This is a genomic window from Bradyrhizobium jicamae, assembly GCF_018130695.1.
Lineage (GTDB): Bacteria > Pseudomonadota > Alphaproteobacteria > Rhizobiales > Xanthobacteraceae > Bradyrhizobium > Bradyrhizobium jicamae_B.
Window position 1 is genome coordinate 1 of sequence record NZ_JAFCJX010000030.1, and the last position, 23505, is coordinate 23505.

Annotated in this window: 21 protein-coding genes; 6 read left to right on the forward strand and 15 right to left on the reverse strand. The window is 64.5% G+C overall.

Annotated features, from left to right (window positions below; translation table 11 throughout):
• Nucleotides 1-394: 394 nt before the first annotated feature.
• Nucleotides 395-547, reverse strand: a complete 153-nt coding sequence (locus JQ604_RS32810) for a hypothetical protein (RefSeq protein ID WP_212364861.1) — start codon at nt 545-547, stop codon at nt 395-397.
• 301 nt (nt 548-848) lie between these two features.
• On the opposite strand from JQ604_RS32810, the gene JQ604_RS32815 reads away from it, so the two are divergent.
• Nucleotides 849-1712 carry an IPT/TIG domain-containing protein gene (locus tag JQ604_RS32815; RefSeq protein WP_212364862.1) on the forward strand — a complete coding sequence of 288 codons (864 nt, stop codon included), beginning with the start codon at nt 849-851 and terminating at the stop codon, nt 1710-1712.
• A 55-nt stretch (nt 1713-1767) separates the two neighbouring features.
• Here the strand turns inward: JQ604_RS32815 and ahcY are convergent, their stop codons facing one another.
• The 3 genes from ahcY to JQ604_RS32830 all read right to left on the reverse strand — a co-directional run bounded on the left by ahcY (nt 1768) and on the right by JQ604_RS32830 (nt 6009).
• Nucleotides 1768-3195: an adenosylhomocysteinase gene (gene ahcY / locus JQ604_RS32820; RefSeq protein WP_212364863.1), complete on the reverse strand. Its 1428-nt coding sequence runs from the start codon at nt 3193-3195 to the stop codon at nt 1768-1770.
• Between the two features lie 201 nt (nt 3196-3396).
• On the reverse strand, nt 3397-4593 hold the full coding sequence (metK, locus tag JQ604_RS32825; RefSeq protein ID WP_212364864.1) for a methionine adenosyltransferase: 1197 nt from the start codon (nt 4591-4593) through the stop codon (nt 3397-3399).
• Nucleotides 4594-4653: 60 nt separating this feature from the next.
• Complete coding sequence (locus tag JQ604_RS32830) at nt 4654-6009, reverse strand: hypothetical protein (RefSeq protein WP_212364865.1); 1356 nt, start codon at nt 6007-6009, stop codon at nt 4654-4656.
• Between the two features lie 151 nt (nt 6010-6160).
• Between JQ604_RS32830 and JQ604_RS32835 the strand changes: the two genes are divergently transcribed.
• Nucleotides 6161-7861 carry a caspase family protein gene (locus tag JQ604_RS32835; protein WP_212364866.1) on the forward strand — a complete coding sequence of 567 codons (1701 nt, stop codon included), beginning with the start codon at nt 6161-6163 and terminating at the stop codon, nt 7859-7861.
• Here JQ604_RS32835 and JQ604_RS32840 read toward each other — a convergent pair whose 3' ends face one another.
• The 7 genes from JQ604_RS32840 to JQ604_RS32870 all read right to left on the reverse strand — a co-directional run bounded on the left by JQ604_RS32840 (nt 7862) and on the right by JQ604_RS32870 (nt 14913).
• Nucleotides 7862-9001: a flavin-containing monooxygenase gene (locus tag JQ604_RS32840; RefSeq protein ID WP_349631169.1), complete on the reverse strand. Its 1140-nt coding sequence runs from the start codon at nt 8999-9001 to the stop codon at nt 7862-7864.
• A 28-nt stretch (nt 9002-9029) separates the two neighbouring features.
• Nucleotides 9030-10148 (reverse strand): cobalamin-independent methionine synthase II family protein, encoded by a 1119-nt coding sequence (locus JQ604_RS32845; RefSeq protein WP_212364868.1) that lies wholly within the window; start codon nt 10146-10148, stop codon nt 9030-9032.
• A gap of 19 nt (nt 10149-10167) precedes the next feature.
• On the reverse strand, nt 10168-10884 hold the full coding sequence (locus tag JQ604_RS32850) for an ABC transporter ATP-binding protein (protein WP_212364869.1): 717 nt from the start codon (nt 10882-10884) through the stop codon (nt 10168-10170).
• On the reverse strand, nt 10877-11632 hold the full coding sequence (locus JQ604_RS32855; RefSeq protein ID WP_212364870.1) for an ABC transporter ATP-binding protein: 756 nt from the start codon (nt 11630-11632) through the stop codon (nt 10877-10879). The genes JQ604_RS32850 and JQ604_RS32855 overlap by 8 nt, the downstream gene beginning before the upstream one ends.
• The gene (locus JQ604_RS32860; RefSeq protein ID WP_212364871.1) at nt 11629-12660 is read right to left on the reverse strand and encodes a branched-chain amino acid ABC transporter permease; all 1032 of its coding nucleotides are present in this window, start codon (nt 12658-12660) and stop codon (nt 11629-11631) included. Before JQ604_RS32860 ends, JQ604_RS32855 begins: the two co-directional genes overlap by 4 nt.
• A 7-nt stretch (nt 12661-12667) precedes the next feature.
• Nucleotides 12668-13537, reverse strand: coding sequence for a branched-chain amino acid ABC transporter permease (locus JQ604_RS32865; protein WP_212364872.1), 870 nt, complete (start codon nt 13535-13537; stop codon nt 12668-12670).
• A gap of 197 nt (nt 13538-13734) precedes the next feature.
• Nucleotides 13735-14913: an ABC transporter substrate-binding protein gene (locus tag JQ604_RS32870; protein WP_212364873.1), complete on the reverse strand. Its 1179-nt coding sequence runs from the start codon at nt 14911-14913 to the stop codon at nt 13735-13737.
• A gap of 367 nt (nt 14914-15280) precedes the next feature.
• Between JQ604_RS32870 and JQ604_RS32875 the strand changes: the two genes are divergently transcribed.
• Nucleotides 15281-15574, forward strand: a complete 294-nt coding sequence (locus JQ604_RS32875; RefSeq protein ID WP_212364874.1) for a hypothetical protein — start codon at nt 15281-15283, stop codon at nt 15572-15574.
• A 16-nt stretch (nt 15575-15590) separates the two neighbouring features.
• Here JQ604_RS32875 and purU read toward each other — a convergent pair whose 3' ends face one another.
• Nucleotides 15591-16454: a formyltetrahydrofolate deformylase gene (gene purU / locus JQ604_RS32880; RefSeq protein ID WP_212364875.1), complete on the reverse strand. Its 864-nt coding sequence runs from the start codon at nt 16452-16454 to the stop codon at nt 15591-15593.
• 140 nt (nt 16455-16594) lie between these two features.
• Here purU and JQ604_RS32885 point away from each other — a divergent pair, with 140 nt between their 5' ends.
• Nucleotides 16595-17437, forward strand: coding sequence for a uroporphyrinogen-III synthase (locus JQ604_RS32885; protein ID WP_212364876.1), 843 nt, complete (start codon nt 16595-16597; stop codon nt 17435-17437).
• Nucleotides 17438-17580: 143 nt separating this feature from the next.
• Here JQ604_RS32885 and fcl read toward each other — a convergent pair whose 3' ends face one another.
• The 3 genes from fcl to JQ604_RS32900 all read right to left on the reverse strand — a co-directional run bounded on the left by fcl (nt 17581) and on the right by JQ604_RS32900 (nt 20403).
• Entirely contained in the window at nt 17581-18537 is a 957-nt protein-coding gene (gene fcl, locus JQ604_RS32890) for a GDP-L-fucose synthase (RefSeq protein WP_212364877.1), read from the reverse strand.
• Nucleotides 18518-19603, reverse strand: a complete 1086-nt coding sequence (gene gmd, locus JQ604_RS32895) for a GDP-mannose 4,6-dehydratase (RefSeq protein ID WP_212364878.1) — start codon at nt 19601-19603, stop codon at nt 18518-18520. The genes fcl and gmd overlap by 20 nt, the downstream gene beginning before the upstream one ends.
• A 125-nt stretch (nt 19604-19728) precedes the next feature.
• Nucleotides 19729-20403, reverse strand: coding sequence for a Crp/Fnr family transcriptional regulator (locus tag JQ604_RS32900; protein ID WP_212364879.1), 675 nt, complete (start codon nt 20401-20403; stop codon nt 19729-19731).
• A 290-nt stretch (nt 20404-20693) separates the two neighbouring features.
• Here JQ604_RS32900 and JQ604_RS32905 point away from each other — a divergent pair, with 290 nt between their 5' ends.
• Nucleotides 20694-21557, forward strand: a complete 864-nt coding sequence (locus tag JQ604_RS32905) for an ABC transporter ATP-binding protein (RefSeq protein WP_212364880.1) — start codon at nt 20694-20696, stop codon at nt 21555-21557.
• Entirely contained in the window at nt 21554-23482 is a 1929-nt protein-coding gene (locus JQ604_RS32910; RefSeq protein WP_212364881.1) for a long-chain fatty acid--CoA ligase, read from the forward strand. Before JQ604_RS32905 ends, JQ604_RS32910 begins: the two co-directional genes overlap by 4 nt.
• Nucleotides 23483-23505 lie beyond the last annotated feature (23 nt).

Sequence of the window (23505 nt, forward strand, 5' to 3'; positions counted from 1 at the left end):
TATAAGCCGTAAAGCCATCGCGCAGGGAAGGCCGGCGTGCCTCCGCTGCATTTGTATGCCCGTGTGCGCCACTTTCTACTCATGGCACATGGGACCGCGGGTGCAGCGTGCACCCGGTCTTCCCTGCGCCCTCTAATTCATAGAGAGGGCGGAACGAGATGCAAAACTCGGACAAATCATGTCGCGAGAATGCGAAGCCGTATCCGCCTATTCACTGTCATCGCCCGCCATGTGCGCGATTGCGCACTGGGGCGGGCGACCCAGTACGCCGCGGCCCATCGGTTCAATCGCTGGTGTCTCTGGAATACTGGATCACCCGCGTGCGCGGGTGATGACACCACTTAGGGCTGTTTTACGCCAGGCTGTTTGAAATCTGAATCCGAACCCGCGCGCCTTACGCCCGCAGCGCCTGCAGGCCCTTGAAGGTCAACCGCTTGGGGTCGCGCACGCCGGCGAGATAGAGCTTGCGGATGAAGGCGGTGACCGCGTCGCGGTCGCAATCGGTCAGCGCGACCACGGCGTCGACGGCGATTCTCTGGGCTTCCATGGCAGTTTCCTCTGCTACAGCCTCGAAACCGCAGCCTATCAGCCGCCGGTTAATCCGGCGTTAACCCTTTGCCCACAATCGCCGATTCGAGGCGACCCGCGTATACGCAAAACAACGCATGGGACAATTGGACGCCGATACTGGGAGGAGCCCGAGCCGCTCCCGCGCATGGCCAGACCGCGGCGGTGCGGCCACCGGCCGCGCCCCCCGACCATCAGAACGGCAATTGATCGGGCCGGCAGATCAAACTACCATAGGTAGTTATACTAAATCCATTTCCTGATTGGTTGTTGAGGCTGTCATGAGCGAGACCAGCACTGCGCCGGAGCCCGCCAAACCTGCCCCCGTCCTCGACCCTGCCCCGCCGCGGGTGATCCTGATCATGGGACTGTGGCTGCTGTTCTTCGCGGCGCTGTTCCTCTATCTGCTGATCGCAACCTGGCCGGTCCTCGAATTCAACAACACGGCGTTCAGGCCGGTCAACATCTTCGGCTTCTCCCATAGCTGGGCGCCGGAGCGGCACATGATGTTCACCGTCATGATGGCGGGTGCCATCGGCGGGCTGACGCACACGCTGGCTTCGTTCTCCGACTATGTCGGCAACCGGCGGCTGGGCTTGAGCTGGATCTGGTTCATGGTGTTGCGGATCCCGGTCGGCATTGCGGTCGCGCTGCTGTTCTATTTCGTGATCCGCGGCGGCATCCTGATCCCGACCGTCCAGGTTCATCCCGAGCCGAACGAGATGCAGACGGCGCTGAAGATCAATCCCTACGCCATCGCCGGCTTTTCGGCGCTGGCGGGGATGTTCTCGAAACAGGCGACCGACAAGCTGGCCTCGGTGTTCGACATCGTGTTCGCGATGAAGGAGCCGGTGAAGCGCGCCGACAAGCTCGGCGCCAACAAGCCGCAGCCGGTGATCACCGCAACCGATCCGAAGCAGCTGACGGTCGGAAGCGCAACGCCGCTCACGGTCAACGGCAGCGGCTTTCAGCCCGGCTGCGGCGTAACGGTCAATGGCGGCGAGCGCAAGCCGAGCGGCGTGACGGCCGACAAGCTGGTCGTTCCGATCTTCGCGGGCGACGTCGCCAGCGCGGGCGAGTTGAAGATCGTCGTCAAGAATGCGGACGACAGCGCTTCCCCGGAATTCGTCGTGAAGGTCGCCTGACAAAAAAACACCGGCCTGAGGCCGGTGTTTCGATATCGACGGAATGACCGTTCGCTCAGTAGCGATAGTGGTCCGACTTGTACGGACCTTCCTGCTTGACGCCGATATAGTCGGCCTGGTCCTTGCGCAGCTCGGTCAGCTTGACGCCGATCTTGGCGAGATGCAGGCGGGCGACCTTCTCGTCGAGCGTCTTCGGCAGCACGTAGACTTCCTTCTTGTACTTGCCGTCCTTGTTGTTGGCGAACAGCTCGATCTGCGCCAGCGTCTGGTTGGTGAAGGAGGCCGACATCACGAAGGACGGATGGCCCATCGCATTGCCGAGGTTCACGAGGCGGCCTTCCGACAGCAGGATGATGCGGTGCTTGTCGGGGAATTCGATCTCGTCGACCTGCGGCTTGATGTTGGTCCACTTCAGGTTACGCAGACCCGCGATCTGGATCTCGTTGTCGAAGTGGCCGATGTTGCAGACGATGGCGCGATCCTTCATCGCGCGCATGTGGTCGATGGTGATGATGTCCTTGTTGCCGGTGGCGGTGACGAAGATGTCGGCGCGGGGCGCGGCGTCTTCCATGGTCGTGACCTCGTAGCCTTCCATCGCCGCCTGCAGCGCGCAGATCGGATCGACTTCGGAGACCATCACGCGGCAGCCGGCCTGGCGCAGCGAGGCGGCCGAGCCCTTGCCGACGTCGCCGAAGCCGGCGACCATCGCGGTCTTGCCCGACATCATCACGTCGGTGCCGCGGCGGATGCCGTCGACCAGCGACTCGCGGCAGCCATAGAGGTTGTCGAACTTCGACTTGGTGACGCTGTCGTTGACGTTGATCGCCGGCCACAGCAGCGTGCCGGCCTTCTGCATGTCATAGAGGCGATGCACGCCCGTGGTGGTCTCCTCGGAAACGCCCTTGATGCTCGCTGCAATCCCGGCGAAGTACCCCTTCGGCTTTTCCTTGAGCTGTTTCTTCAACAGCGCGAAGAAGACTTCCTCTTCTTCCGAACCCGGCTTGTCGAGGAAGGCGGCGTCGCCGTTCTCGGCGCGCAGGCCGAGATGGACGTACATGGTGGCATCGCCGCCGTCATCGAGGATCATGTTCGGGTGACCGCCGCCGTGCCAGTCGAACAGTTTCGCGGTGTAGTCCCAATATTCGGTCAGTGTCTCGCCCTTGACCGCGAAGACGGGAATGCCGGCGGCAGCGATCGCGGCGGCGGCGTGGTCCTGCGTCGAATAGATGTTGCAGGAGACCCAGCGGATGTCGGCGCCCAATGCCGCCAGCGTCTCGATCAGCACGCCGGTCTGGATCGTCATGTGCAGGGAGCCTGCGATCCGCGCGCCCTTCAAAGGTTGTTTGGGGCCGTATTCCTCGCGGGTCGCCATCAGGCCGGGCATCTCGGTCTCGGCCAGCGAGAGTTCCTTGCGGCCGAAATCGGCGAGCGAGATGTCCTTGACGATGTAGTCGGTGAAGCCGGGCTTCGTCGGGGCGTTCATGTCTGTTTCCTAATCGGTGGGTCCAGCGTGTCAGTAGCAAAGCGAGCCAAACGCCATGTGACGCGGCCTTCCCCCTCGCCCCGCTCTTGCGGGGAGAGGGTCGGGGTGAGGGGCGCTATCCGCGCACTGAACTCGCGGAGATTCCCCCTCACCCGCCACTTCGTGGCGACCTCTCCCCGCAAGCGGGGCGAGGTGAAAGCATCAGAGCGCGCGCTTCAGCGGCTCGACCAGATCGGTCTTCTCCCAGGAGAAGCCACCTTCATTGTCCGGCGTGCGGCCGAAATGGCCGTAGGCCGAGGTGCGGGCGTAGATCGGACGGTTGAGGTCGAGATGGGTGCGGATGCCGCGCGGGGTCAGGTCCATCGCCTTGGCGACGGCCTTCTCGAGCTGGTCCTCCGGCACCTTACCGGTGCCGTGGGTGTCGATGTAGATCGACAGCGGCCGCGCCACGCCGATCGCGTAGGCGAGCTGCAGCGTGCAGCGGTCGGCAAGACCGGCCGCGACGACGTTCTTGGCGACGTAGCGCGCCGCGTAAGCCGCCGAGCGGTCGACCTTGGTCGGATCCTTGCCGGAGAACGCGCCGCCGCCATGCGGGGCCGCACCGCCATAGGTGTCGACGATGATCTTGCGGCCGGTCAGGCCGGAGTCGCCGTCGGGACCGCCGATGTAGAACTTGCCGGTCGGGTTGATGTGCCAGATGGTCTTGCCGTTGATCCAGTCCTTCGGCAGCGCCTCGCGGACATAGGGCTCGACGATGTCGCGGATCTGCTGGGAGGAGATGTCCTCGACCAGATGCTGGTGCGAGACCACGATCTCGCGGACGCCGACCGGCTTGCCGTTCTCGTACTGCACGGTGACCTGGCTCTTGGAGTCCGGACCCAACACCTTCTCCTTGCCGGAGTGACGGGCCTCCGAGATCAGGCGCAGGATCTTGTGGGCGTAGAAGATCGGCGCCGGCATCAGGTCCGGCGTCTCGTTGGTGGCGTAGCCGAACATGATGCCCTGGTCGCCGGCCCCCTCTTCCTTGACTTCACCCGGCTGCAGCGCATCGACGCCCTGCGCGATGTCGGCCGACTGCGGATGCAGCAGGATCTCGATGTCCGCCTTCTCCCAGTGGAAGCCGTCCTGCTCGTAGCCGATGTCCTTGATCGCACCGCGCACGACGGCTTCGATCTGGTCATTGGTGACCGAGCTCGGACCGCGGGTCTCGCCGGCGATCACGACCTTGTTGGTGGTGGCGAGCGTTTCGCAGGCCGCGCGGATCTGCCAGGGGTCGATGCCGGCCTTCGGCCCTTCCCGGTAGAACAGATCGACGATCTCGTCGGAGATCCGGTCGCACACCTTGTCCGGATGACCTTCCGAGACCGACTCGCTGGTGAAGAGATAGGACGCGCGCATCAAGCAAACCCCTTGTTTCGTCGGACACCGACGTTCGTTCGTGAATGTGACCCCGGGATGTCAGTCTCGACGACGCGAGATGACGTAGGATTCGTCGTAAAACCAAAGCCCGTTGTGCTTGCGCAGCACCTCTCGCGTCGCTTCGAGAGTTCGGGCGTTCTCAGTCATTTCAGTCAGCCGATCGTCTTCAATCTGCGCGACGTACACCGCCGCGTTCCACGCCGCAAAGGCCGTCGAGGTTCCGATCGAGCCGGTAACTTCGTTGGGCAGCGCCTCCATATCATATCGGAAGATCGAGCGGTTGTCCGCATAAGCATTAAAGTTAAGGTCGCGGCCCACCGATCCGAGCTCATATTTCACGGCGCGCAATAGCTCATGGCGGCTGACCGCGAAAGGATTTTCTCCCGGCCAGACCGACTGGATGATTTCGAGGCCCGGATCGTGGCCATGGGAGTGGATTCCAATCAAACGGCCCCCTGCCCGCAGCGCCCGGGCCAGCGGGGCAATGATCCGTTTGGCCCGGAAATTCACCGAGGATTTGGCCCGGTATGGCTGGGATGCGATCACAAGGTCGAAATTGGCCTCGGTTTTGCCGACCCGAGGGATGATCGAATCAAGCAGGAAGCGGTGGTCCTCCCGGTACACGACCAGCGCCACCGGCCGCTCATAGATCGGCATCCCCGTCCGGGGGCTGACCATGGCCCGCCAGTTCTGCTCAAGAAATGGGCCGAGTTCCGCGACCTGGGCCGCGAATTCCCCCGAGGAGCCCCCGCGCAGGGGCACCTCATGCCAGATCATGCTGGCGGCGGCCGCGGTCGCCTGCGGGGTCAGCCAGGGCGCCTCGGCGTAGTACATGTTGGTCAGCACGAACACGGTCGCGGGGTGCTCGAACAGCCGGTCCGCCACCTTGTCGAGGGTCAGGCGGACGTCCTCAAGGCTGAGTTCCTTGCCGGCGATGTAGAACGGCATGTGCGGAAAGCGGCCATGCATCGCCCGCAGCACCCGCGCCAGCACGGTTCCGTCGCCGACGCCGGCGTCGAACACCCGCAGCGCCGGCGGCCGCGGATGGATCGCGGACAGTTCCAGCGCCACCCGGTCGGCGATCACCCGCTTCTCGCTGCAGGTGTGCACGAACAGCAGGTATTTCTGCCGGTTCTCGAAGAAGCGGAAATTGGCCCGGGGATCGCGCTTCTCCGGCGGCACCACGAGGCCGCGCGGCGGCGCGACGCCGCCCGGGGTGGAGGCGGCGATATAGGCGTGGATGCGGTCGAGCGTATCGATGGTGATGCGCTTGCCCTCGCGCAGCCGGTGCACCAGCTTGCCGTCGTTGACCGCGCGGCGGCCAAACGTCGTCTCCGCCATGTCGGAGCGGCGACAGAATGCGGCAATCTGGCTGAGGATCTCGTCGTTCTTCATGGGGCCAGTGGGCGGGCTGCGGGACTTGGGAAAGTGCGGTGGGCAGCGAAACGTCAGATAAATCTCCTAGCACATCCTGCCCACCGATGGAAATGAACCCCAGCCGGGTCGGGAGCCACAAATCGGTGGATGCCGCTCCATGGATGGACCAATGCGCCGCCTGCTCCTGATCCCTGCCGTCTTCGTCGCCGTCCTCTGGTCCGCGCCTTCGCTCGCGCAAGGCAAGCAAACGCTCGCAACGCTCTGCACCACCGACACCTCGCCGGCCGATCAGATGATCGACGCGTGCAGCAAGATCATCGCGCTGAAGGCGTTTTCCGGCGAGAAGCTCGCGACCGTCTATTTCTGGCGCGCGGTCGGCTGGAACAAGAAGGGCAACTATTCGCAGGTGATCGTGGACACGACGGAGTCGATCAAGCTCGTGCCGAACATCCCGTCCTACAACCTGCGCGGCTCCGCCTATTTCGACAAGGGCGAGTACGACATCGCGATCGCCGATTTCAACGACGCGCTGCGGATGGGCCCGACCGGCAGCATCGTGCTGCACAACCGCGGCAACGCCTATCGCCGCAAGGGCGAATACGCCAAGGCCATCGCCGACTACGACGCGTCGATCAAGGCCGGGCCGCCATCGGCGTTCACCTCGCAGAACCGCGGCATCGCCAAGCAGGCGCTCGGCGATCTCGATGGCGCGCTTGACGATATCAACCAGGCGATCCGGATCGAACCGACGCTGGCACAGCCGCTGATCAACCGGGCGGTGATCTGGCGCGCCAAGGGCGATGTCGACCGCGCGATATCGGATACGACCGAGGCGATCCGGCTCGCGAAAGCCAAGCAGCAGCCCACCAACATCATGACGCCGCCCGGCAGCGTGCTGATCTCGGCCTATAGCCAGCGCGGCCTGTCGTATGAGGCCAAGGGCGACGTCGAGCACGCCAAGCAGGATTACGCCACCACGCTGGACATCCAGGGCGCCGACGCCGGCAGCAAGGCGAGCCAGGCCACCGCGAAGGTGCGTCTGGCTCTGCTGCAGGAGGCCGCGACGCAGCCGCAAACCACCAACGACAAGCCCGGAGTAAATTCAGGCGCCGCCGCTGCCCCCGCCGCACCGGCGCCGGCCGCCGCGACCGGCCGCCGTGTCGCGCTGGTGATCGGGAACGGCGCCTATGCCCATGTCAAGGCGCTGCCCAATCCGCCGAACGATGCGCGCGCGATCGCAAAAAGCCTGCGCGACATCGGCTTCACCGTCGCCGAAGGCCTCGATCTCAATCGCGACGCGATGCAGACGACGATCCGCGACTTCCTGCGCGACGCCGCACATGCGCAGGTCGCGATCGTCTACTACGCAGGTCACGGCGTACAGGTCGACGGCCGCAACTATCTCGTGCCCATCGACATCGCGCTCCAGGCCGGCGCCCGCATGACCGACGCGATGGTCGACATGGACACGATCATGGCCGGGCTCGACGACCAGGTGCGCACCAACATCCTGATCCTCGACGCCTGCCGCAACAACCCGATGGCGCCGCAAGTGGCATCGAGCGAACCGAACCGCGGCATCGAGGCCGGCTCGGGCCTCGCAGCACCGACCTCGCTCGGTGCCGGATCGACGCTCGGCGCCGGCACGCTGATCGCGTTCGCGACCGCACCGGGCCAGGTCGCGCTCGACGGCGAAGGCGCCAACAGCCCGTTCTCATCAGCGCTGTCGCGCCATCTCGGCACGCCCGGCCTCGAGGTGCAGCAGATGCTGACGCGGGTCCGCGCCGAGGTCGTCGCCGCCACCAGGAGCAAGCAGGTGCCATGGTCGAACTCGTCGCTGCTCGGCGAGGTCTATCTGGCGGCGAAGTAATCAGGCTGCACTCGCCAGATAGCCCTTTGCGAATTGCGCGATCCGCTCCGCCTCGATCCCGATCTCGCGGAGTTGCCCGGTCGGCGCGGTGATCTGGCCGCAGAAATACAGCCCGGCCGCTGCGGTCGGCCGCCCTGTCACCAGCGGTATGCCGTGGGAGTCGAGCACGCCGCCGACATCGGGCAGCAGGCGCCGAAGGTCCGGCCGGAAACCGGTGGCAAGGATGACCGCATCGAACGCTTCGCTCGCGCCATCAGCGAACACCACGCCCTGCGCGTTGAACGACGCAATGCCGCTGCGGATTTTGATTGATCCATCCCTGATCTTCGCCAGCGTGCCGATATCGATCAGCGGCACCCGGCCGTCCTCCTCGACCATCCGCCGCGGGCCCTTGGCCGAGCGCTTCAGCCCGAGCTTCTCGAAATCCCCGACCGCAAGCCGCAACACGGGCGCGTTGAGTGCGTCCACGAAGCGCGCGGGCAGCCGCTGGTACAGGATCGCCCAGGACAGGATCGGAAGACCGAGCAGGTCCCGCGGGAGAATCTGAACCGGGCCGCGTACCGACAGCGCGGCGTCGACGCCGGCATTGGCGAGATCGAGCGCGATCTCGCCGCCGGAATTGCCGAAGCCGACGACAAGAACACGCTTGCCGGCATAGGGCACAGGATTGCGATATTCGCTGCTGTGGATGATCTCACCGCCAAACGTCGCCATGCCCGGCCAGGACGGACGATACGGAGCATCGGCAATGCCGGTCGCGACCACCACCATCGGCGCGACGATCGCGTCATCGGCGAGTTGCACACGCCACAGCGGGCCCTCGCGTGCGATGCGCGAGACTTCGGTGTTGAAGGAAGGCGCGACCTTGAAGCGCGCGGCGTAGCTTTCGAGATAGTCGACGACCTGCGCGCGCGACGGATAGGCTGGATAGTTCGACGGCATCGCCATCCCGGGCAGTCCGGAATGGCGGCGATCGGTATGCAGATGGAGACGATCATAGTGCAGCCGCCACACGGCGCCGACGCAGTCGGCCTTCTCCAGCACCGTGACGATGAGACCTGCAGCGCGCATCGTCGCCGCACAGGCGAGCCCCGCAGGGCCCGCACCAACAATGATGGCATCAGGGTTTTGTGCCGTCACGACACCCTCCCTGCGCCGGAAAGGGAAGTTACTTCCCCCACACCTCATTGGCGACATCGACGGCGAGCCGCAGCTTGGCCCATTGCTCTTCCTCGGAGAGGATGTTGCCTTCCTCGGTCGAGGCGAAGCCGCATTGCGGCGACACCGCGAGCTGATCGAGCGGAGCGAACTTCGCCGCCTCTTCCAGCCGGCGCTTGATGTCGTCCTTCTTCTCGAGCTCGCCGAACTTCGAGGTGATGACGCCGACCACCACGACCTTGTTGCCCTTCGGCAAATAGCGCAGCGGCTCGAAGCCGCCGGCGCGATCGGAATCATATTCGAGGAAGTAGCCGTCGTAATTGGTGCCGGCGAGCATGGTCTCGGCGACCGGCTCGTAGCCGCCCGAGGAGATCCAGGTCGAACGGAAATTGCCGCGGCAGACATGGGTCGAGATCACCATGTCGGACGGGCGATCGGCAATCGCGTAGTTGATGACGCGGGCGTAGATCTCCTGCAGGCCGTCGGGATTGTCGCCGCGATCGCGCGCCTTCTGCAACTCGTCCTGCGAGCAGAGATAGGCCCAGACCGTGTCGTCGAACTGCAGATAGCGGCAGCCGGCGTCATAGAACGCCTTCACCGCCTTGCGGTAGGTCTTGCCGAGGTCCTGGAAGAATTCTTCCAGATCCGGATAGACCTCCTTGGAGATCAGCTTGCGGCCGCCGCGGAAGTGCAGCACCGCAGGCGACGGGATCGTCATCTTGGCGGTGACATGGGCCTGGTCCGCAACCTTCTTCAGGAAGCGAAAGTGATCCAGCATCGGATGATTGTCGGGGAAGTCGAGCTTGCCGATCACACGCACGGCGTCGTGGCGGGTCTGCACGCCCGCGAACTGGATGCCCATGTCGGGGTGGAACATCTCGCAGCCACCGAGCTTGGCGAGGAAGTCGAAATGCCACCAGGAGCGGCGGAATTCGCCGTCGGTCGCGAGCTTCAGGCCGATCGAGGCCTGCTTGTGCACGACTTTCTCGATCTCGGAATCCTCGATCTTGCGCAGCTCATCGGCCGAAATCTCGCCCTTTTCGAGCCTGGCGCGGGCTTCCTTGATCTTCGGCGGCCGCAACAGGCTGCCGACCTCGTCGGCGCGGAACGGAGGCTTGGTTCGCTGCATGGTCAACTCCCGAGAAAGGTCAGTGCGCTTTGGCCCCGGAGACGCCGAGATGGCGATCGAGGACCGAGGGATCGGCCTTCAGCGCGCTGCTTGCGGCGTCATGGACGATCGTGCCGCGCTCCAATATCACAACCCGGTCGGCCAGCCCCAGAATCTTTTGCGCGTTCTGTTCCACGATGATCGAGCAGATGCCGCCGGACCGGGTGATGGTCCCGATCGCCTTCAAGAGCTCCTCGACGATGATCGGTGCCAGCCCCTCGGTCGGCTCGTCCAAGAGCAGCACCTTCGGGTTCAAGGTCAGCGCCCGGCCGATCGCCAGCATCTGCTGCTCGCCGCCGGAGAGCTGGTTGCCGAAATTGCTGCGCCGCTCTCTCAATCGCGGAAACATTTCATAAACCCTGTCGACGGTCCACGGCCCGGGCTGGGCGACCGCCGTCATGTTCTCCTCGACGGTGAGCGAGCGGAAGATGTTGCGCTCCTGCGGCACCCAGCCGATTCCCGCCCGCGCCCGCTGGTCCGGCCGCATCGTCGTGACGTCATTGCCGCCAAGCGCGACGCTGCCGCCGAAGCGGCGGGTGATGCCGACGACCGAATTGATCAGCGTGGTCTTGCCGGTGCCGTTGCGGCCGAGCAGCGCCAGCACCTGGCCCTCGGCCAGCGACAGCGACATGTTGGGCAGCACCACGGCCTCACCGTAGCCGGCGCGCAGGCCCTGGATGGAGAGAAGATCAGGCATCCGCCGCCTCGCCGAGATAGACCGCCTTCACCTGCGGATCGCGCGCGACCTCGTCGGGCGCACCCTCGGTCAGCAGGCCGCCATTGACCAGCACCGAGATGCGGTCGGCGAAGGAGAACACGAGATCCATGTCATGCTCGATCAGGAGCACCGTGACGTCGCGCGGCAAGGCCGCGACCGCCGCCAGGATGTCATGCCGCTCGCTCTCGGGCACGCCGGCTGCGGGCTCGTCGAGCAGCAGCACGCGCGGCCTGGTTGCGATCGCGACAGCGATCTCGAGCAGACGCTGCTTGCCATAGGGAAGCGTCGAGGTGAGCTCGTTCATGACGTCGAGCAGATGGAAACGGCCGAGGATCTCCGCGATCTCGGTGTTGACGTCCTCACGCGTGCCCATCCGCCGCCACCAGTCGCTGCCGCGGCCCAGCCGTTCCGAGACGGCGAGGCCGATGGTCTCCAGCGGCGTCAGGTCGGGATAGAGCTGGTTGATCTGGAAGGTGCGCGACAACCCGCGCAGCACACGCGTATGCACCGGCAGGTCGGTGATGTCGTTGCCTTCGAGCAGGATGCGGCCGCCATTCGGCTTCAGCACGCCGGTCAGCTGGTTGATGATGGTGGTCTTGCCGGCGCCGTTCGGGCCGATCAGGGCGTGACGGGCGCCCTGCACCACCTTGAGCGAGAGGTCGCGGGTGACGCGGAGCCCGCCGAAGGATTTTTCTAGCCCGCGCGTTTCCAGTGCGATCGTGCTCATGATGCGTCACTCTCTGGAACGGCGACGACGGCCTTGCGTCCGAACAGCTGGCGAATGATCAGGTTCGGCACGAACAGCACCCAGCGATGGATGCGCTCGCGGCCGAGCATCACGATCACGATCAGCACCAGGCCGATCCAGAACAGCCAGTATTGCGGCGTGATGGTCTGGAACAATTCCTGCAGCATCTTGAACACGACGGCGCCGATCAGCCCGCCATAGAGATAGCCGGTGCCGCCGATCACGAGCACAAGCATCAGGTCGGCCGAGCGCTCGAACGCGAATACGTCGAGCGAGGCCAGCGCCGTGGTCTGGGTGAACAGCGCGCCCGCGATACCGGCATAGAAGGCGGCAAGCGTATAGATCGCGATCAGGCGGCGGTTGACGGGGACGCCGATCGCGGCCGCCCGCAGCGGGTTGTTCTTGATCGCGCGCAGTGACAGGCCGAACGGCGAATGCACCACGCGGCGCGCCAGCAGGAACATCAGGAACAGCACGATCAGCGAATAGAAGAAGCCGGTCTTGCCGAACATGTCGAAGGCGAACATGCCGAGGATCGGCTGCATCTCGATGCCCTGAAGACCATCGGTGCCGCCGGTGATGTTGGAGAAACGCTCGGCGAGCGCCTCGAGCAGCAGCGCGATGCCGAGCGTGACCATCAGCCGCGTCAGGTCGACGCCGCGGATCACGAGGAAGCTCGTGAGGAAGCCGAGCACGGTCGCCACCAGGCCGGCGGCGACCAGCGCGATGACCGGCTCGTTGATGATGCCGTGCAGCGCCAGCAAGCCGGCGGAATAGGCGCCGACGCCGAAGAAGGCGGCATGGCCGAGCGAGACGATGCCCGCATAGCCGAGGATCAAATCGAGCGACATCGCAAACAGCGCCAGCCGCAGGATGTCGGTCATGATCAGGTAGCGCGACGGAAACAGGAAGGCGCAGGCCAAAACCAGAATCCAGAACGCGAACTCGCTGGGGCGCCAGCGCGCGCTGGCCATGGCAGAGGTGGAGACGTCGGATGGCGCAGTCATATCGGGCTCAACGCGCGGCGGTGCGGCCGAACAGGCCGTTGGGACGCCAAAGCAGGATCACGATCATGACGGTGTAGATCACGAACGGGCCCATCTTCGGCACGTAATATTTGCCGGCGACGTCGGCGATGCCGAGCAAGAGCGAGGCCAGGAACGGCCCGGTGATGCTCGAGGAGCCGCCGACGGTGACGACGATCAGGAAGTAGATCATGAATTTCAGCGGGAAGTACGGATCGAGCCCGAGGATCTCCGCGCTCAGCGCGCCGCCGAGACCGGCAAGGCCGCAACCAAATGCAAAGGTGAAGGCGAACACCTGCGGCACGTTGATGCCGAGCCCGATCGCGGCGCGGGGATCGTCGACCGCGGCGCGCAGCCGGCTGCCGAACCGGGTCTTGGCCAGGATCAATTGCAGCGCCAGCGTCAGCAGGCCGCAGATCACCACGATCATCAGCCGGTAGCGGCCGATGCCCACGCCGAACAGGTCGATCTGCCCTTCCAGCGCCGCCGGCAGTTTGATGAAGACCCGTGACGATCCCATGATGTAGTCGACGGCTGCGACCGACATGAAGGTCAGGCCGATCGAGAACAGCACCTGGTCGAGATGGCTGCGGGTGTAGAGGTGGCGATAGAGTGTCCGCTCCAGCGCCACGCCGATCACGGCGCTGACCACGAAGGCGAGCGGCAGCGCGGCGAAGAACCCCCAGCCCTGCTGGTTGACCAGCACGGCGCAGATGTAACCGCCGGTCATCGCGAAGGCGCCGTGGGCGAGATTGACGAAGTTCATCAGCCCGAGCGTGACCGCGAGCCCGCAGGCGAGCACGAACAACAGCATGCCGTAGGCGACGCCGTCGAACAGGATGGTGAAGAGCGTGGTCATGGAAGGCGAGATCAGCCAGCGTTAGAGAGTCATATCGATCGGACAATTTCGTCATGGCCGGGCAAAAGCGCGAAGCGCGTCTTCGCGAAGATGTCCCGGCCATCCACGTCTTTCTCGCCGCGGAACGACGTGGATGCCCGGGACAAGCCCGGGCATGACGTGGTGAGAGTGCGGCCTAGGTTACGAGTGACTCGTGGTCACTTCTTGGTCTTGCCGGAGTCCTTGACGGCCTCGAAGGTGGCGAATTCGACGTTGTAGAGCTCGCCGTCGACCTTCTCGACCTTGCGGATGTAGATGTTCTGCACGATGTCGCGGGTATCCGGATCGATCGAGATCGGGCCGCGCGGGCTCTCCCACTTCATGCCCTTCATCGCCTCGATCAGCTTGTCGCCATTCGTATCGCCATTGGTCTTCTTCAAGGCTTCATAGATCAGGTGGATGCCGTCATAGCCGCCGACCGCCATGAAGCCCGGGCGGTTGTTGAAGGCCTTCTTGTAGGCCGTGACGAAATCCTTGTTCATCTGCGAGGGATGCGCCGCCGAATAGAGATGCGCGGTGACGGTGCCGAGCACGGCGTCGCCCATGTTGTTCAGCAGGTCGTCGTCGGTGACGTCGCCCGGCCCGATCACCTTGATGCCGGTCTTGTCGAGACCGCGCTCGGCATACTGCTTCATGAAGTTGCCGCCCTGCCCGGCCGGCACGAACACGAACATTGCGTCCGGCTTGGAGTCCTTCATGCGCTGCAGGAACGGCGCGAAGTCGGGGTTCGCCAGGGGCACCTTGACCTCTTCGACGATCTCGCCGCCGCCGGCAGTGAAGTTCTGCTTGAAGAAGTTCAGCGCGTCATTGCCCGGCGCGTAGTCCGAAGTCAGCGTCGCGACCTTCTTTATGCCGTTCTTGACCGCCCAGTCGGCGATGATGGTGGAGGACTGGGCCAGCGTGAAGCTGGTGCGCACGATATAGGGCGAGCGCTCGGTGATGATCGAGGTGCCCGCGGCCATCACGATCTCGGGGACCTTGCCCTGGGTCGCCAGCGGCGCTGCGGCGAGCGCGGCGGGCGTGACGCCGAAGCCCGCGATGAAGTTGACCTTGTCGTTGACAATCAGTTCCTGCGCGAGGCGCTTGGTGTTATCAGGGACCGCCGCGTCATCCTTCAGGATGACCTCGATCTTCTTGCCGGCGACGGTGTCGCCGTGCTGCTGCATGTAGAGCTTGATCGCGTTGTCGATCTGCTTGCCGGTCGATGCCTGACCGCCGGTCATCGGCACGATCAGGCCGATCTTGACGGTGTCTTCGGCGCGCGCCGGAGCGCCTGCGACGAGCCCCGCCACCACGGCCGTCGATGCGGCCAGCAACATGTTGCGACGATTGAACATGAACGTCCTCTCCCCCTTCCACTCTTCTGAACTTGAGCCGAGTGCCCGGCTCTTGCCCTTCAATTAACCCGCATGTTTGCGGCCGTGCCGCAAGGCGACATGGCGTCTTTCACTGCCCTATTGTCAATCGGACGATGGGCGAGTTTCGCGCGCGATACCGCTTGGCGGTCGACAGTCACCGGTACCAAGATACTAAAGACACATCCCGGGATTCAACCGCTCTTGGTCCTCCATTACTCGCCGTCGAGCCGCCATTTGTACAAATGTACAAATAAACTGGTCTTGTCAACAAAGAAGCCCCTGTTGCGACCGATCGGCGCGCCCTAAATCCATCATCCTTAAAGGTTACGGTCTTAAGCCTCTGCCGATGATGATTCCCGCCCGCCATATCCTCGCCGCCATCTCGCTCGCCCTCACCGCGTGCGGATTGAGCGCCTGCAGCTCGATCAACGGGACGGTCGGCGCCGGGATGGCCGATGTCATGCCGGCCTGGGCCGGCGGCCTGCCCTCGGATGCACCGCCGCGGCCGGGCACGGCCAAATATGACGAGTTCATGCGCGAGCGGGAGCGCAAGCGACTGCTGCCGGCATCCGAACGCGGCGACGACGCGAAGCCGGCGCAAACCACGCAACCTGCACAGGCCCAGAGCACCGCGCATTGACGCGGCGCGCGGTGCCTTAATCCACGAACACCACGGTCTTGCGGCCGTTCAGGATGACGCGGTCGGCGAGATGGTAGCGGATCGCGCGCGCCAGCACGCGACGCTCGATGTCGCGCCCCTTGCGCACCAGATCCTCCGGCGTGTCGCGGTGGCTGATGCGCTCGACGTCCTGGTCGATGATCGGGCCTTCGTCGAGGTCGCGGGTGACGTAATGCGCGGTGGCGCCGATCAGCTTGACGCCGCGCTCATGCGCCTGGTGATAGGGCCTGGCGCCCTTGAAGCCCGGCAGGAACGAGTGATGGATGTTGATGCAGCGGCCGGACAGCCGCGCCGACATCTCGTCCGACAGGATCTGCATGTAGCGCGCCAGCACGACGAGATCGGTCTTGGTGTCCTGGACCAGCTGCCACACCGCGTCTTCCTGCTGGCGCTTGGTCTCCTTGGTGATCGGCATGTAGTGGAACGGGATGTCGCCGAAATCGAGCGCGCCGTAGACCTCGCGCGGATGGTTGGAGACAACAGCGGTCGGGATCATCTCGAGTTCGCCGGTGCGCCAGCGATAGAGCAGATCGACCAGGCAGTGATCCGATTTCGACACCAGCAACATGACACGGCGGCGGTTGGCGCGGTCGCGCATCTGCCACTCCATGCCGAAGCGCTCGGCGATCGCGGCAAAACCGGTCTGCAGCGCCGCCAGTTCGACCGCGAGATCGGCCGCGGTGAACACCACGCGCATGAAGAACTTCTTGGTCTCGATGTCGTCGAACTGCTGGGCGTCGAGGATGTTCTGCCCGTTATGGGCCAGGAAGGTCGACACCGCCGAGACGATGCCCGGGCGATCGGGACAGGACAGGGTCAGGACGAATTGATGGTCGGACATGCAGATTGACCAAGACTTGAGCAGATGCTGTGGAACGATTGACTTTTCGGCCTCCGTCTAACACCGCCGGCGCCCTTGCGCCAATCCCGCCTGCGGGTTCAAATCGAACAAATCGCCACCACCATTGTTAGAGCTTCACCATGGCTGACCGGCTGAACGGCTACCGCATCCTGATCCTGGAAACCCGCGAGGAGGCGCAGTTCTCCCGCCTGCTCACCGAACAGGGCGCCGACGTGCTGCAATGCCCGATGTTCACCATCCACGACGCGCCCGATCCGGCACCGATCGAGGCCTGGATCAGCCGCGCGATCGCGCATCCGTTCGACGATCTTGTGCTGATGACCGGCGAAGGCCTGCGCCGGCTGATGAAGGTGGTGCGGCGACTCGGCGTCGAGACCGAGTTCGTCGCGAGCCTTGCCAAGGCGCGCAAATTCACCCGTGGCCCAAAACCGGGCAAGGCGCTGCGCGAGATCGCCCTGGAGCCGCAGATGACCACGGAGAAGCCGACGTCGGAAGGCGTCGCCGAGATGCTCGGCAAACTCGATCTGAAGGGGCACCGCCTCGGCCTGCAACTCTATCCGGACAAGGATCACGGCGTACTGCTCGGCGCGATCAAGGCGCAGGGGGCCGAGATCGATACCGTGCTGCCTTACGTCTATGACGCGCGGGCCGCCGACGCCAATATCGTCACCGCGATCGACGAGATGGCGCAAGGCCACGTCGATGCGATTGCGCTGACCAATCTCGGCCAGATCCGCCGCCTGATCGAAGTGGCGCGAACGCGCGGCTGCGAGGACAGGCTGCGCCAGGGTCTCGAGCGCACGCCGATTGCCTCGGTCGGGCCGGCGGTCTCGGACGAGCTCAAGTCCCACGGCCTGCGCACCGACATCTATCCGGCCGAGGATGCCTTCTTCATGCGGCCGCTGATCTCGGCGATGGCGGCGGCCCTGGCGAAGAACCCGCCGCGGGCGGCGGCGCGGTAGTCGCCCCACCGTCATTGCAAGGAGCAAAGCGACGACTTGTCCGCCGAAGCCTTGGCGAAGGCGGAACCAATCCATCGCTCCGCAAGCGGTGAGATGGATTGCTTCGCTGCGCTCGCAATGACGATGTGGAGACGTTCGACGCCCTATTCCGCCGCCCGCTTCGTCTCGCTCAGATACGCCTGATAGGCGCGCTTGATGCCGTCTTCGAGCGACGTGCTGGCGCGCCAGCCGAGCTTGGCGAGGCGGCTGACATCGAGCAGCTTGCGCGGCGTGCCGTCGGGCCGCGAGGTGTCGAAACTGATCTCACCACCATAGCCGACCGTCGCCGCGACCACGCGGGCGAATTCGGCGATGGTGATGTCCTCGCCGGTGCCGATGTTGACGAGCTCCGGCGACGAGTAGGTCTTCATCAGATGCACGCAGGCATCGGCGAGATCGTCGACATAGAGAAACTCGCGCCGCGGCGTGCCCGTGCCCCACACCACGACATTCCCAGCGCCCGACACCTTCGCCTCATGGAAACGGCGGATCAGCGCGGCGACGACGTGGCTGTACTCGGGGTGATAGTTGTCGCCGGGACCATAGAGATTGGTCGGCATCACGCTGATGAAATCCGAGCCGTACTGGCTGCGATAGGCCTCGGCCATCTTGATGCCGGCGATCTTGGCGATCGCATACGGCTCGTTGGTCGGCTCCAGCGCGCCGGTCAGCATCGTGTCTTCGCGCAGCGGCTGAGGAGCCAATCGCGGATAGATGCAGGAAGAGCCGAAGAACATCAGCTTCTCGCATCCATTGACATGAGCGGCGTGGATCACATTCGCCGCGATCGCCAGATTGTCGTAGAGGAATTCGGCGCGCAGCGTGTTGTTGGCGACGATGCCGCCGACCTTGGCAGCCGCGAGAAAGACGGCTTGCGGACGCTTGGCGGCAAACCATGCATTCACGGCGGCCTGATCGCGCAGATCGACCTCGTTCCGCGAGATCGTCAGCAGTTGCACATTCTCGCTTGCAAGCCGGCGCACCAGCGCCGCACCGACCATGCCGCGATGGCCGGCGACGAAGACGGTCTTGCCGGCGAGATCAAACGGGGCGCTTGCCATTGGCGACGTCCTGTCGGGCCTCGGCGAGATCGCCGGCGACCATGTCCTTCACCAGTTGCGCGAACGGCGTCTTCGGCTTCCACCCGAGCCTCTCACGCGCCTTGCTGGCATCGCCGACCAGGAGATCGACCTCGGTCGGGCGGAAATAGGCCGGATCGATGCGAACGACGGTCTTGCCGCTCTTCTTGTCGACGCCGGTCTCCTCGACGCCCTGGCCGCGCCATTCGATGCTGCGGCCAACCTCAACAAAGGCAAGCTCGACAAATTCGCGCACCGAACGGGTCTCGCCGGTCGCGAGCACGAAATCATCGGGCGTATCGGCCTGCAGGATCAGGTGCATGCCCTCGACATAGTCGCGCGCATGACCCCAGTCGCGCTTGGCCTCGAGGTTGCCGAGATACAACGTCTCTTCCAGCCCCGCCTCGATCCTCGCGACGCCGCGGGTGATCTTGCGGGTGACAAAGGTTTCGCCGCGGATCGGGCTCTCATGGTTGAACAGGATGCCGTTGCTGGCGAACATCCCGTAGGCCTCGCGATAGTTCACCGTGATCCAGTAGCCATAGAGTTTTGCCACCCCGTAAGGCGAGCGCGGATAGAACGGCGTCGTCTCCTTTTGCGGCACCTCCTGTACGAGGCCGTACAGTTCCGAGGTCGAGGCCTGGTAGAACCGCGTCTCCTTCTCCATGCCGAGGATGCGGATCGCTTCCAGCAGTCGCAGCACACCGATCGCGTCGGCATTCGCCGTATATTCCGGGCTCTCGAACGAGACCTGGACGTGGCTTTGCGCGGCGAGGTTATAGATCTCGGTCGGCCGGATCTGCTGCATCAGGCGGATCAGATTGGTCGAGTCGGTCATATCGCCGTAATGCATCAGGAACGGCACGTTGCCGGCGTGCGGATCCTGGTAGAGATGGTCGACGCGCGCGGTGTTGAACGACGACGAGCGGCGCTTGATGCCGTGCACGGTGTAGCCGAGGCCGAGCAGGTATTCGGCGAGATAGGCGCCGTCCTGCCCGGTGACACCGGTGATCAGCGCAACGCGCCGCTTTGAGTCCTGAGCCGTCATCATGTCTCCAGAGGCGCCACATGCGCCCGCCGGGGTCGGTCTGTAGCACCCACCCTGCGCCAAGTCTAATGTCGGCGTGTCATGCCGAAGCCCCATGAAATCAGGGATTTAGGCCACGACGACGGTCATTCGCCGTAGTTGCGCAGGCGCTCGAGCTCGATGATCGTGACCCCGCCATATTCGAGCCGGAGCAGACCGTCCTTCTCCAGCCGCTTCAGGCACTGGTTGGCATTCTGCCGGGACATGCCCGACAGCGCCCCGATCTCCTCCTGGGTGATCTCCAGATGCGCAGTCGATTCGGGGTAGAGGATCGGGTTGAACAGCGAGGCGATGCTGCGGGCAAGCCGCGAGGTTGCATCCAGCGTGCGGTTGACCTCGAGCATGCCGATGAACTGGCCAAGCCGCTCGTTGAGCTGGCGCACCAGAAAACGATTGAAGCCGACGCTGTTCTCGAACAGCCACATGAAGGCGGAGCGCTCCATCAGGGCGACGCGGCTGTTGCGCAGCGCGACCACGTCATAGCGGCGCGGCTCGTTCTTGAGCACGCTGCCCTCGCCGAACCAGGCCCCCGCCGTCAGCCCGGCAAGGCTTGTCTCCTTGCCATCGCGCGAGACCCCGCCCATGCGGGCAAGGCCGCTCACCACGCCCGCCCAATAGCCGAACGTGTCGCCGCGGATGAAAACGGTCTCGCCGGTGCCGTAGGACCGCTCGGTGATGCCGGCGCGGGCGACCTCGATCTCGCGGTCAGTGAGCTCGCGCGACCACGCGGCAATGCGCTTCAGATGATCCTCTGAAATCATGATCCCGAAGCCAGCCGCACCGTCGTGTCACCCCGTCCATTGCTGCATTGCAGCAAGACCATCGTACCTTCATCCGACCAAAGGTGAAGGCGCTCGCTCGCCCAAAAAACTTTGTCGCCGAATTGTCAGGCACGAGACATTTCAAAATAGCGCTTTCCTCTATTGAGGGCCACCTTGGGCGATGCGGCTTTTGATCCCGTCGGGAACGAGAGCGGCACCAAGCCGGTCGAGACCATTGGCTGCATGGCCTGACCGGCGCGGTCATATTAGGATCGCTTGGGCAAAAGCGGATGAAGAGCGCAGCAAGCGCCATCACCGGGAGGGATTATTTGGTGGCGACCAGTCTTGAAGTGCGCGGCGTGTCGTTGCGATTCGGTGGCGTCCGCGCGCTGACCGAAGTCAGTTTCGGCGTCAACGAGGGCGAGCTGTTCTCGATCATCGGCCCCAACGGCGCCGGCAAGACCTCGATCGTCAACTGCATCTCCGGCCGTTACAAGCCGACCGAAGGCCAGCTGTTCTATCGCGGCAAGGACATCACCGGCCTCAATCCGAACGCGCGGCCGCGGCTCGGCATCGGCCGCACCTTCCAGAATCTGGCGCTGTTCCACCATATGAGCGTGCTCGACAACATCATGGTCGGCCGCCATCACCTCCTGAAGAACAACTTCCTGACCGGATCGCTGTACTGGCTGACCGGCGCGCGGCGCGAGGAGCTCGAGCATCGCCGCAAGGTGGAAGAGATCATCGACTTCCTCGATTTGCAGTCGGTGCGCAAGGCGACCGCCGGCACCCTGCCTTACGGCCTGCGCAAGCGCGTCGAGCTCGCGCGCGCGATGGCGCTGGAGCCGCAGCTGATCCTGCTCGACGAGCCGATGGCCGGCATGAACTTCGAAGAGAAGGAAGACATGGCGCGCTACATCGTCGACCTCAACGAAGAGTTCGGCATGACTGTCATGATGATCGAGCACGACATGGGCGTCGTGATGGACATCTCCCACCGCGTCATGGTGCTGGATTTCGGCCGCAAGATCGCCGAGGGCGATCCGGCCACCGTGCTGGCCGATCCCCACGTCAAGCGCGCCTATCTCGGCGAAGAGGACGAGATCCTCGTCGATCCCGACGACAAGCCGGCGGTGCGGGAGAGCGCGGCATGATGGACTACGCCGCTCGCGTCGCGCAGGCCGACACCTATCCAAAGCTGCTGCGGCTCAACGCCAGGGAACATGGCAGCGAGATCGCGTTGCGCGAGAAGGATTTTGGCCTGTGGCGCGAGTTCACCTGGAACGACTACCAGACCCGCGTCCATGATTTCGCGCTCGGCATGGTCGAGCTCGGGCTCGGCCGCGGCGACGTGATCGGTATCATCGGCGACAACCGGCCGGACTGGGTCGCGGCCGAGATCGCAACGCACGCGATCGGCGCGATGAGCCTCGGACTCTATCGCGACGTGCTGGACGAGGAAGCCGCCTATCTGCTGAGCTACGGCGAGGCGCAGCTCGTGTTCGCCGAGGACGAGGAGCAGGTCGACAAGCTGCTGGCGCTCGCCGATCGCGCGCCGAAGCTGAAGCACATCGTCTATTCCGATCCGCGCGGCATGCGGAAATATGACGATCCGCGGCTGATGGAGGCGAGCAAGCTGGTCGCGATGGGCCGCGACCACGCTACGCGCGAGCCGGGTCTCTATGACAGACTGGTCGATGCGACAAAGGGTGAGGATGTCGCGATCCTCTGCACCACGTCGGGCACCACGGCCAATCCAAAGCTTGCGATGCTCGCCGCCGGCCGCGTGCTGCGGCACTGCGCGACCTATCTCACCTTCGATCCCAAGGGCCCGGACGACGAATACGTCTCGGTGCTGCCGCTGCCCTGGATCATGGAACAGGTCTATGTGCTCGGCAAAGGGCTGCTCTGCCGGATGAAGGTGAACTTCGTCGAAGAGCCCGACACCATGATGAACGACTTCCGCGAGATCGCGCCGACCTTTGTGCTGTTTGCGCCGCGCGTCTGGGAATCGATCGCCGCCGACGTCCGCGCCGGCGTGATGGATGCCTCGCCGTTCAAGCAGAAGCTCTACGACCTCGGCATGAAGACCGGCCTCTCAGCGCTGGCCGACGGCAAGCACTCGCTGTTCGCCGACAAGCTGCTGTTCCGCGCGCTGCGCGACCGGCTTGGCTTCTCCCGGCTGCGCTCGGCCGCGACCGGCGGCGCGGCGCTCGGGCCGGATACCTTCAAGTTCTTCCAGGCGATGGGCGTCCCGCTGCGTACGCTCTACGGCCAGACCGAGTTGCTCGGCGCCTACACGCTGCATCCGCCCGGCAAGGTCGATCCTGACACGACCGGCGTGCCGATGGCCGACGACATCGAGATCAAGGTCGACAACCCCGACGTCAACGGCGTCGGCGAGATCGTGGTGCGGCACCCCAACATGTTCCTCGGCTACTACAAGAACCCCGAGGCGTCGGTGGCCGACATCAAGGACGGCTGGATGCATTCGGGCGATGCCGGTTACTACAACGACAACCAGCAGCTCGTCGTGATCGATCGCATCAAGGATCTCGCCGAAACCTCGCGCGGCGAGCGCTTCTCGCCGCAATATATCGAGAACAAGCTGAAATTCTCGCCCTATGTCGCCGAAGCCGTGGTGCTCGGCGCCGGCCGCGACGCGCTCGCCGCGATGATCTGCATCCGCTACTCCATCATCTCGAAATGGGCGGAGAAGAATCGCATCTCGTTCACGACCTACACCGACCTCTCCTCGCGCCCCGAGGTCTATGCGCTGCTGAAGAAAGAGGTCGAGACCGTCAACGCCACCCTGCCGCCGGCGCAGCGCATCTCGCGCTTCCTGCTGCTCTACAAGGAGCTCGACGCCGACGATGGCGAGCTGACCCGCACGCGAAAAGTGCGCCGCGGCGTCATCAACGAGAAATACGCCGACATCATCGACGGCATCTACGGCGGCAAGCGCGACATCCCCGTCGACACCGTGATCCGCTTCCAGGACGGCACGACGCAGCGCGTGCGGACAACCCTGCAGGTGGTGGACTTGGGCCGCGCCGTCACCGCGGAGGCCGCGGAATGAGGGCGCCAGTCGCCGAGCACACT

Coding starts and splice junctions, on each gene's coding strand:
- JQ604_RS32810 (WP_212364861.1), bottom strand. CDS start 547: ATGGAAGCCCAGAGAATCGCCGTCGACGCCGTGGTCGCGCTGACCGAT.
- JQ604_RS32815 (WP_212364862.1), top strand. CDS start 849: ATGAGCGAGACCAGCACTGCGCCGGAGCCCGCCAAACCTGCCCCCGTC.
- ahcY (WP_212364863.1), bottom strand. CDS start 3,195: ATGAACGCCCCGACGAAGCCCGGCTTCACCGACTACATCGTCAAGGAC.
- metK (WP_212364864.1), bottom strand. CDS start 4,593: ATGCGCGCGTCCTATCTCTTCACCAGCGAGTCGGTCTCGGAAGGTCAT.
- JQ604_RS32830 (WP_212364865.1), bottom strand. CDS start 6,009: ATGAAGAACGACGAGATCCTCAGCCAGATTGCCGCATTCTGTCGCCGC.
- JQ604_RS32835 (WP_212364866.1), top strand. CDS start 6,161: ATGCGCCGCCTGCTCCTGATCCCTGCCGTCTTCGTCGCCGTCCTCTGG.
- JQ604_RS32845 (WP_212364868.1), bottom strand. CDS start 10,148: ATGCAGCGAACCAAGCCTCCGTTCCGCGCCGACGAGGTCGGCAGCCTG.
- JQ604_RS32850 (WP_212364869.1), bottom strand. CDS start 10,884: ATGCCTGATCTTCTCTCCATCCAGGGCCTGCGCGCCGGCTACGGTGAG.
- JQ604_RS32855 (WP_212364870.1), bottom strand. CDS start 11,632: ATGAGCACGATCGCACTGGAAACGCGCGGGCTAGAAAAATCCTTCGGC.
- JQ604_RS32860 (WP_212364871.1), bottom strand. CDS start 12,660: ATGACTGCGCCATCCGACGTCTCCACCTCTGCCATGGCCAGCGCGCGC.
- JQ604_RS32865 (WP_212364872.1), bottom strand. CDS start 13,537: ATGACCACGCTCTTCACCATCCTGTTCGACGGCGTCGCCTACGGCATG.
- JQ604_RS32870 (WP_212364873.1), bottom strand. CDS start 14,913: ATGTTCAATCGTCGCAACATGTTGCTGGCCGCATCGACGGCCGTGGTG.
- JQ604_RS32875 (WP_212364874.1), top strand. CDS start 15,281: ATGATGATTCCCGCCCGCCATATCCTCGCCGCCATCTCGCTCGCCCTC.
- purU (WP_212364875.1), bottom strand. CDS start 16,454: ATGTCCGACCATCAATTCGTCCTGACCCTGTCCTGTCCCGATCGCCCG.
- JQ604_RS32885 (WP_212364876.1), top strand. CDS start 16,595: ATGGCTGACCGGCTGAACGGCTACCGCATCCTGATCCTGGAAACCCGC.
- fcl (WP_212364877.1), bottom strand. CDS start 18,537: ATGGCAAGCGCCCCGTTTGATCTCGCCGGCAAGACCGTCTTCGTCGCC.
- gmd (WP_212364878.1), bottom strand. CDS start 19,603: ATGACGGCTCAGGACTCAAAGCGGCGCGTTGCGCTGATCACCGGTGTC.
- JQ604_RS32900 (WP_212364879.1), bottom strand. CDS start 20,403: ATGATTTCAGAGGATCATCTGAAGCGCATTGCCGCGTGGTCGCGCGAG.
- JQ604_RS32905 (WP_212364880.1), top strand. CDS start 20,694: ATGAAGAGCGCAGCAAGCGCCATCACCGGGAGGGATTATTTGGTGGCG.
- JQ604_RS32910 (WP_212364881.1), top strand. CDS start 21,554: ATGATGGACTACGCCGCTCGCGTCGCGCAGGCCGACACCTATCCAAAG.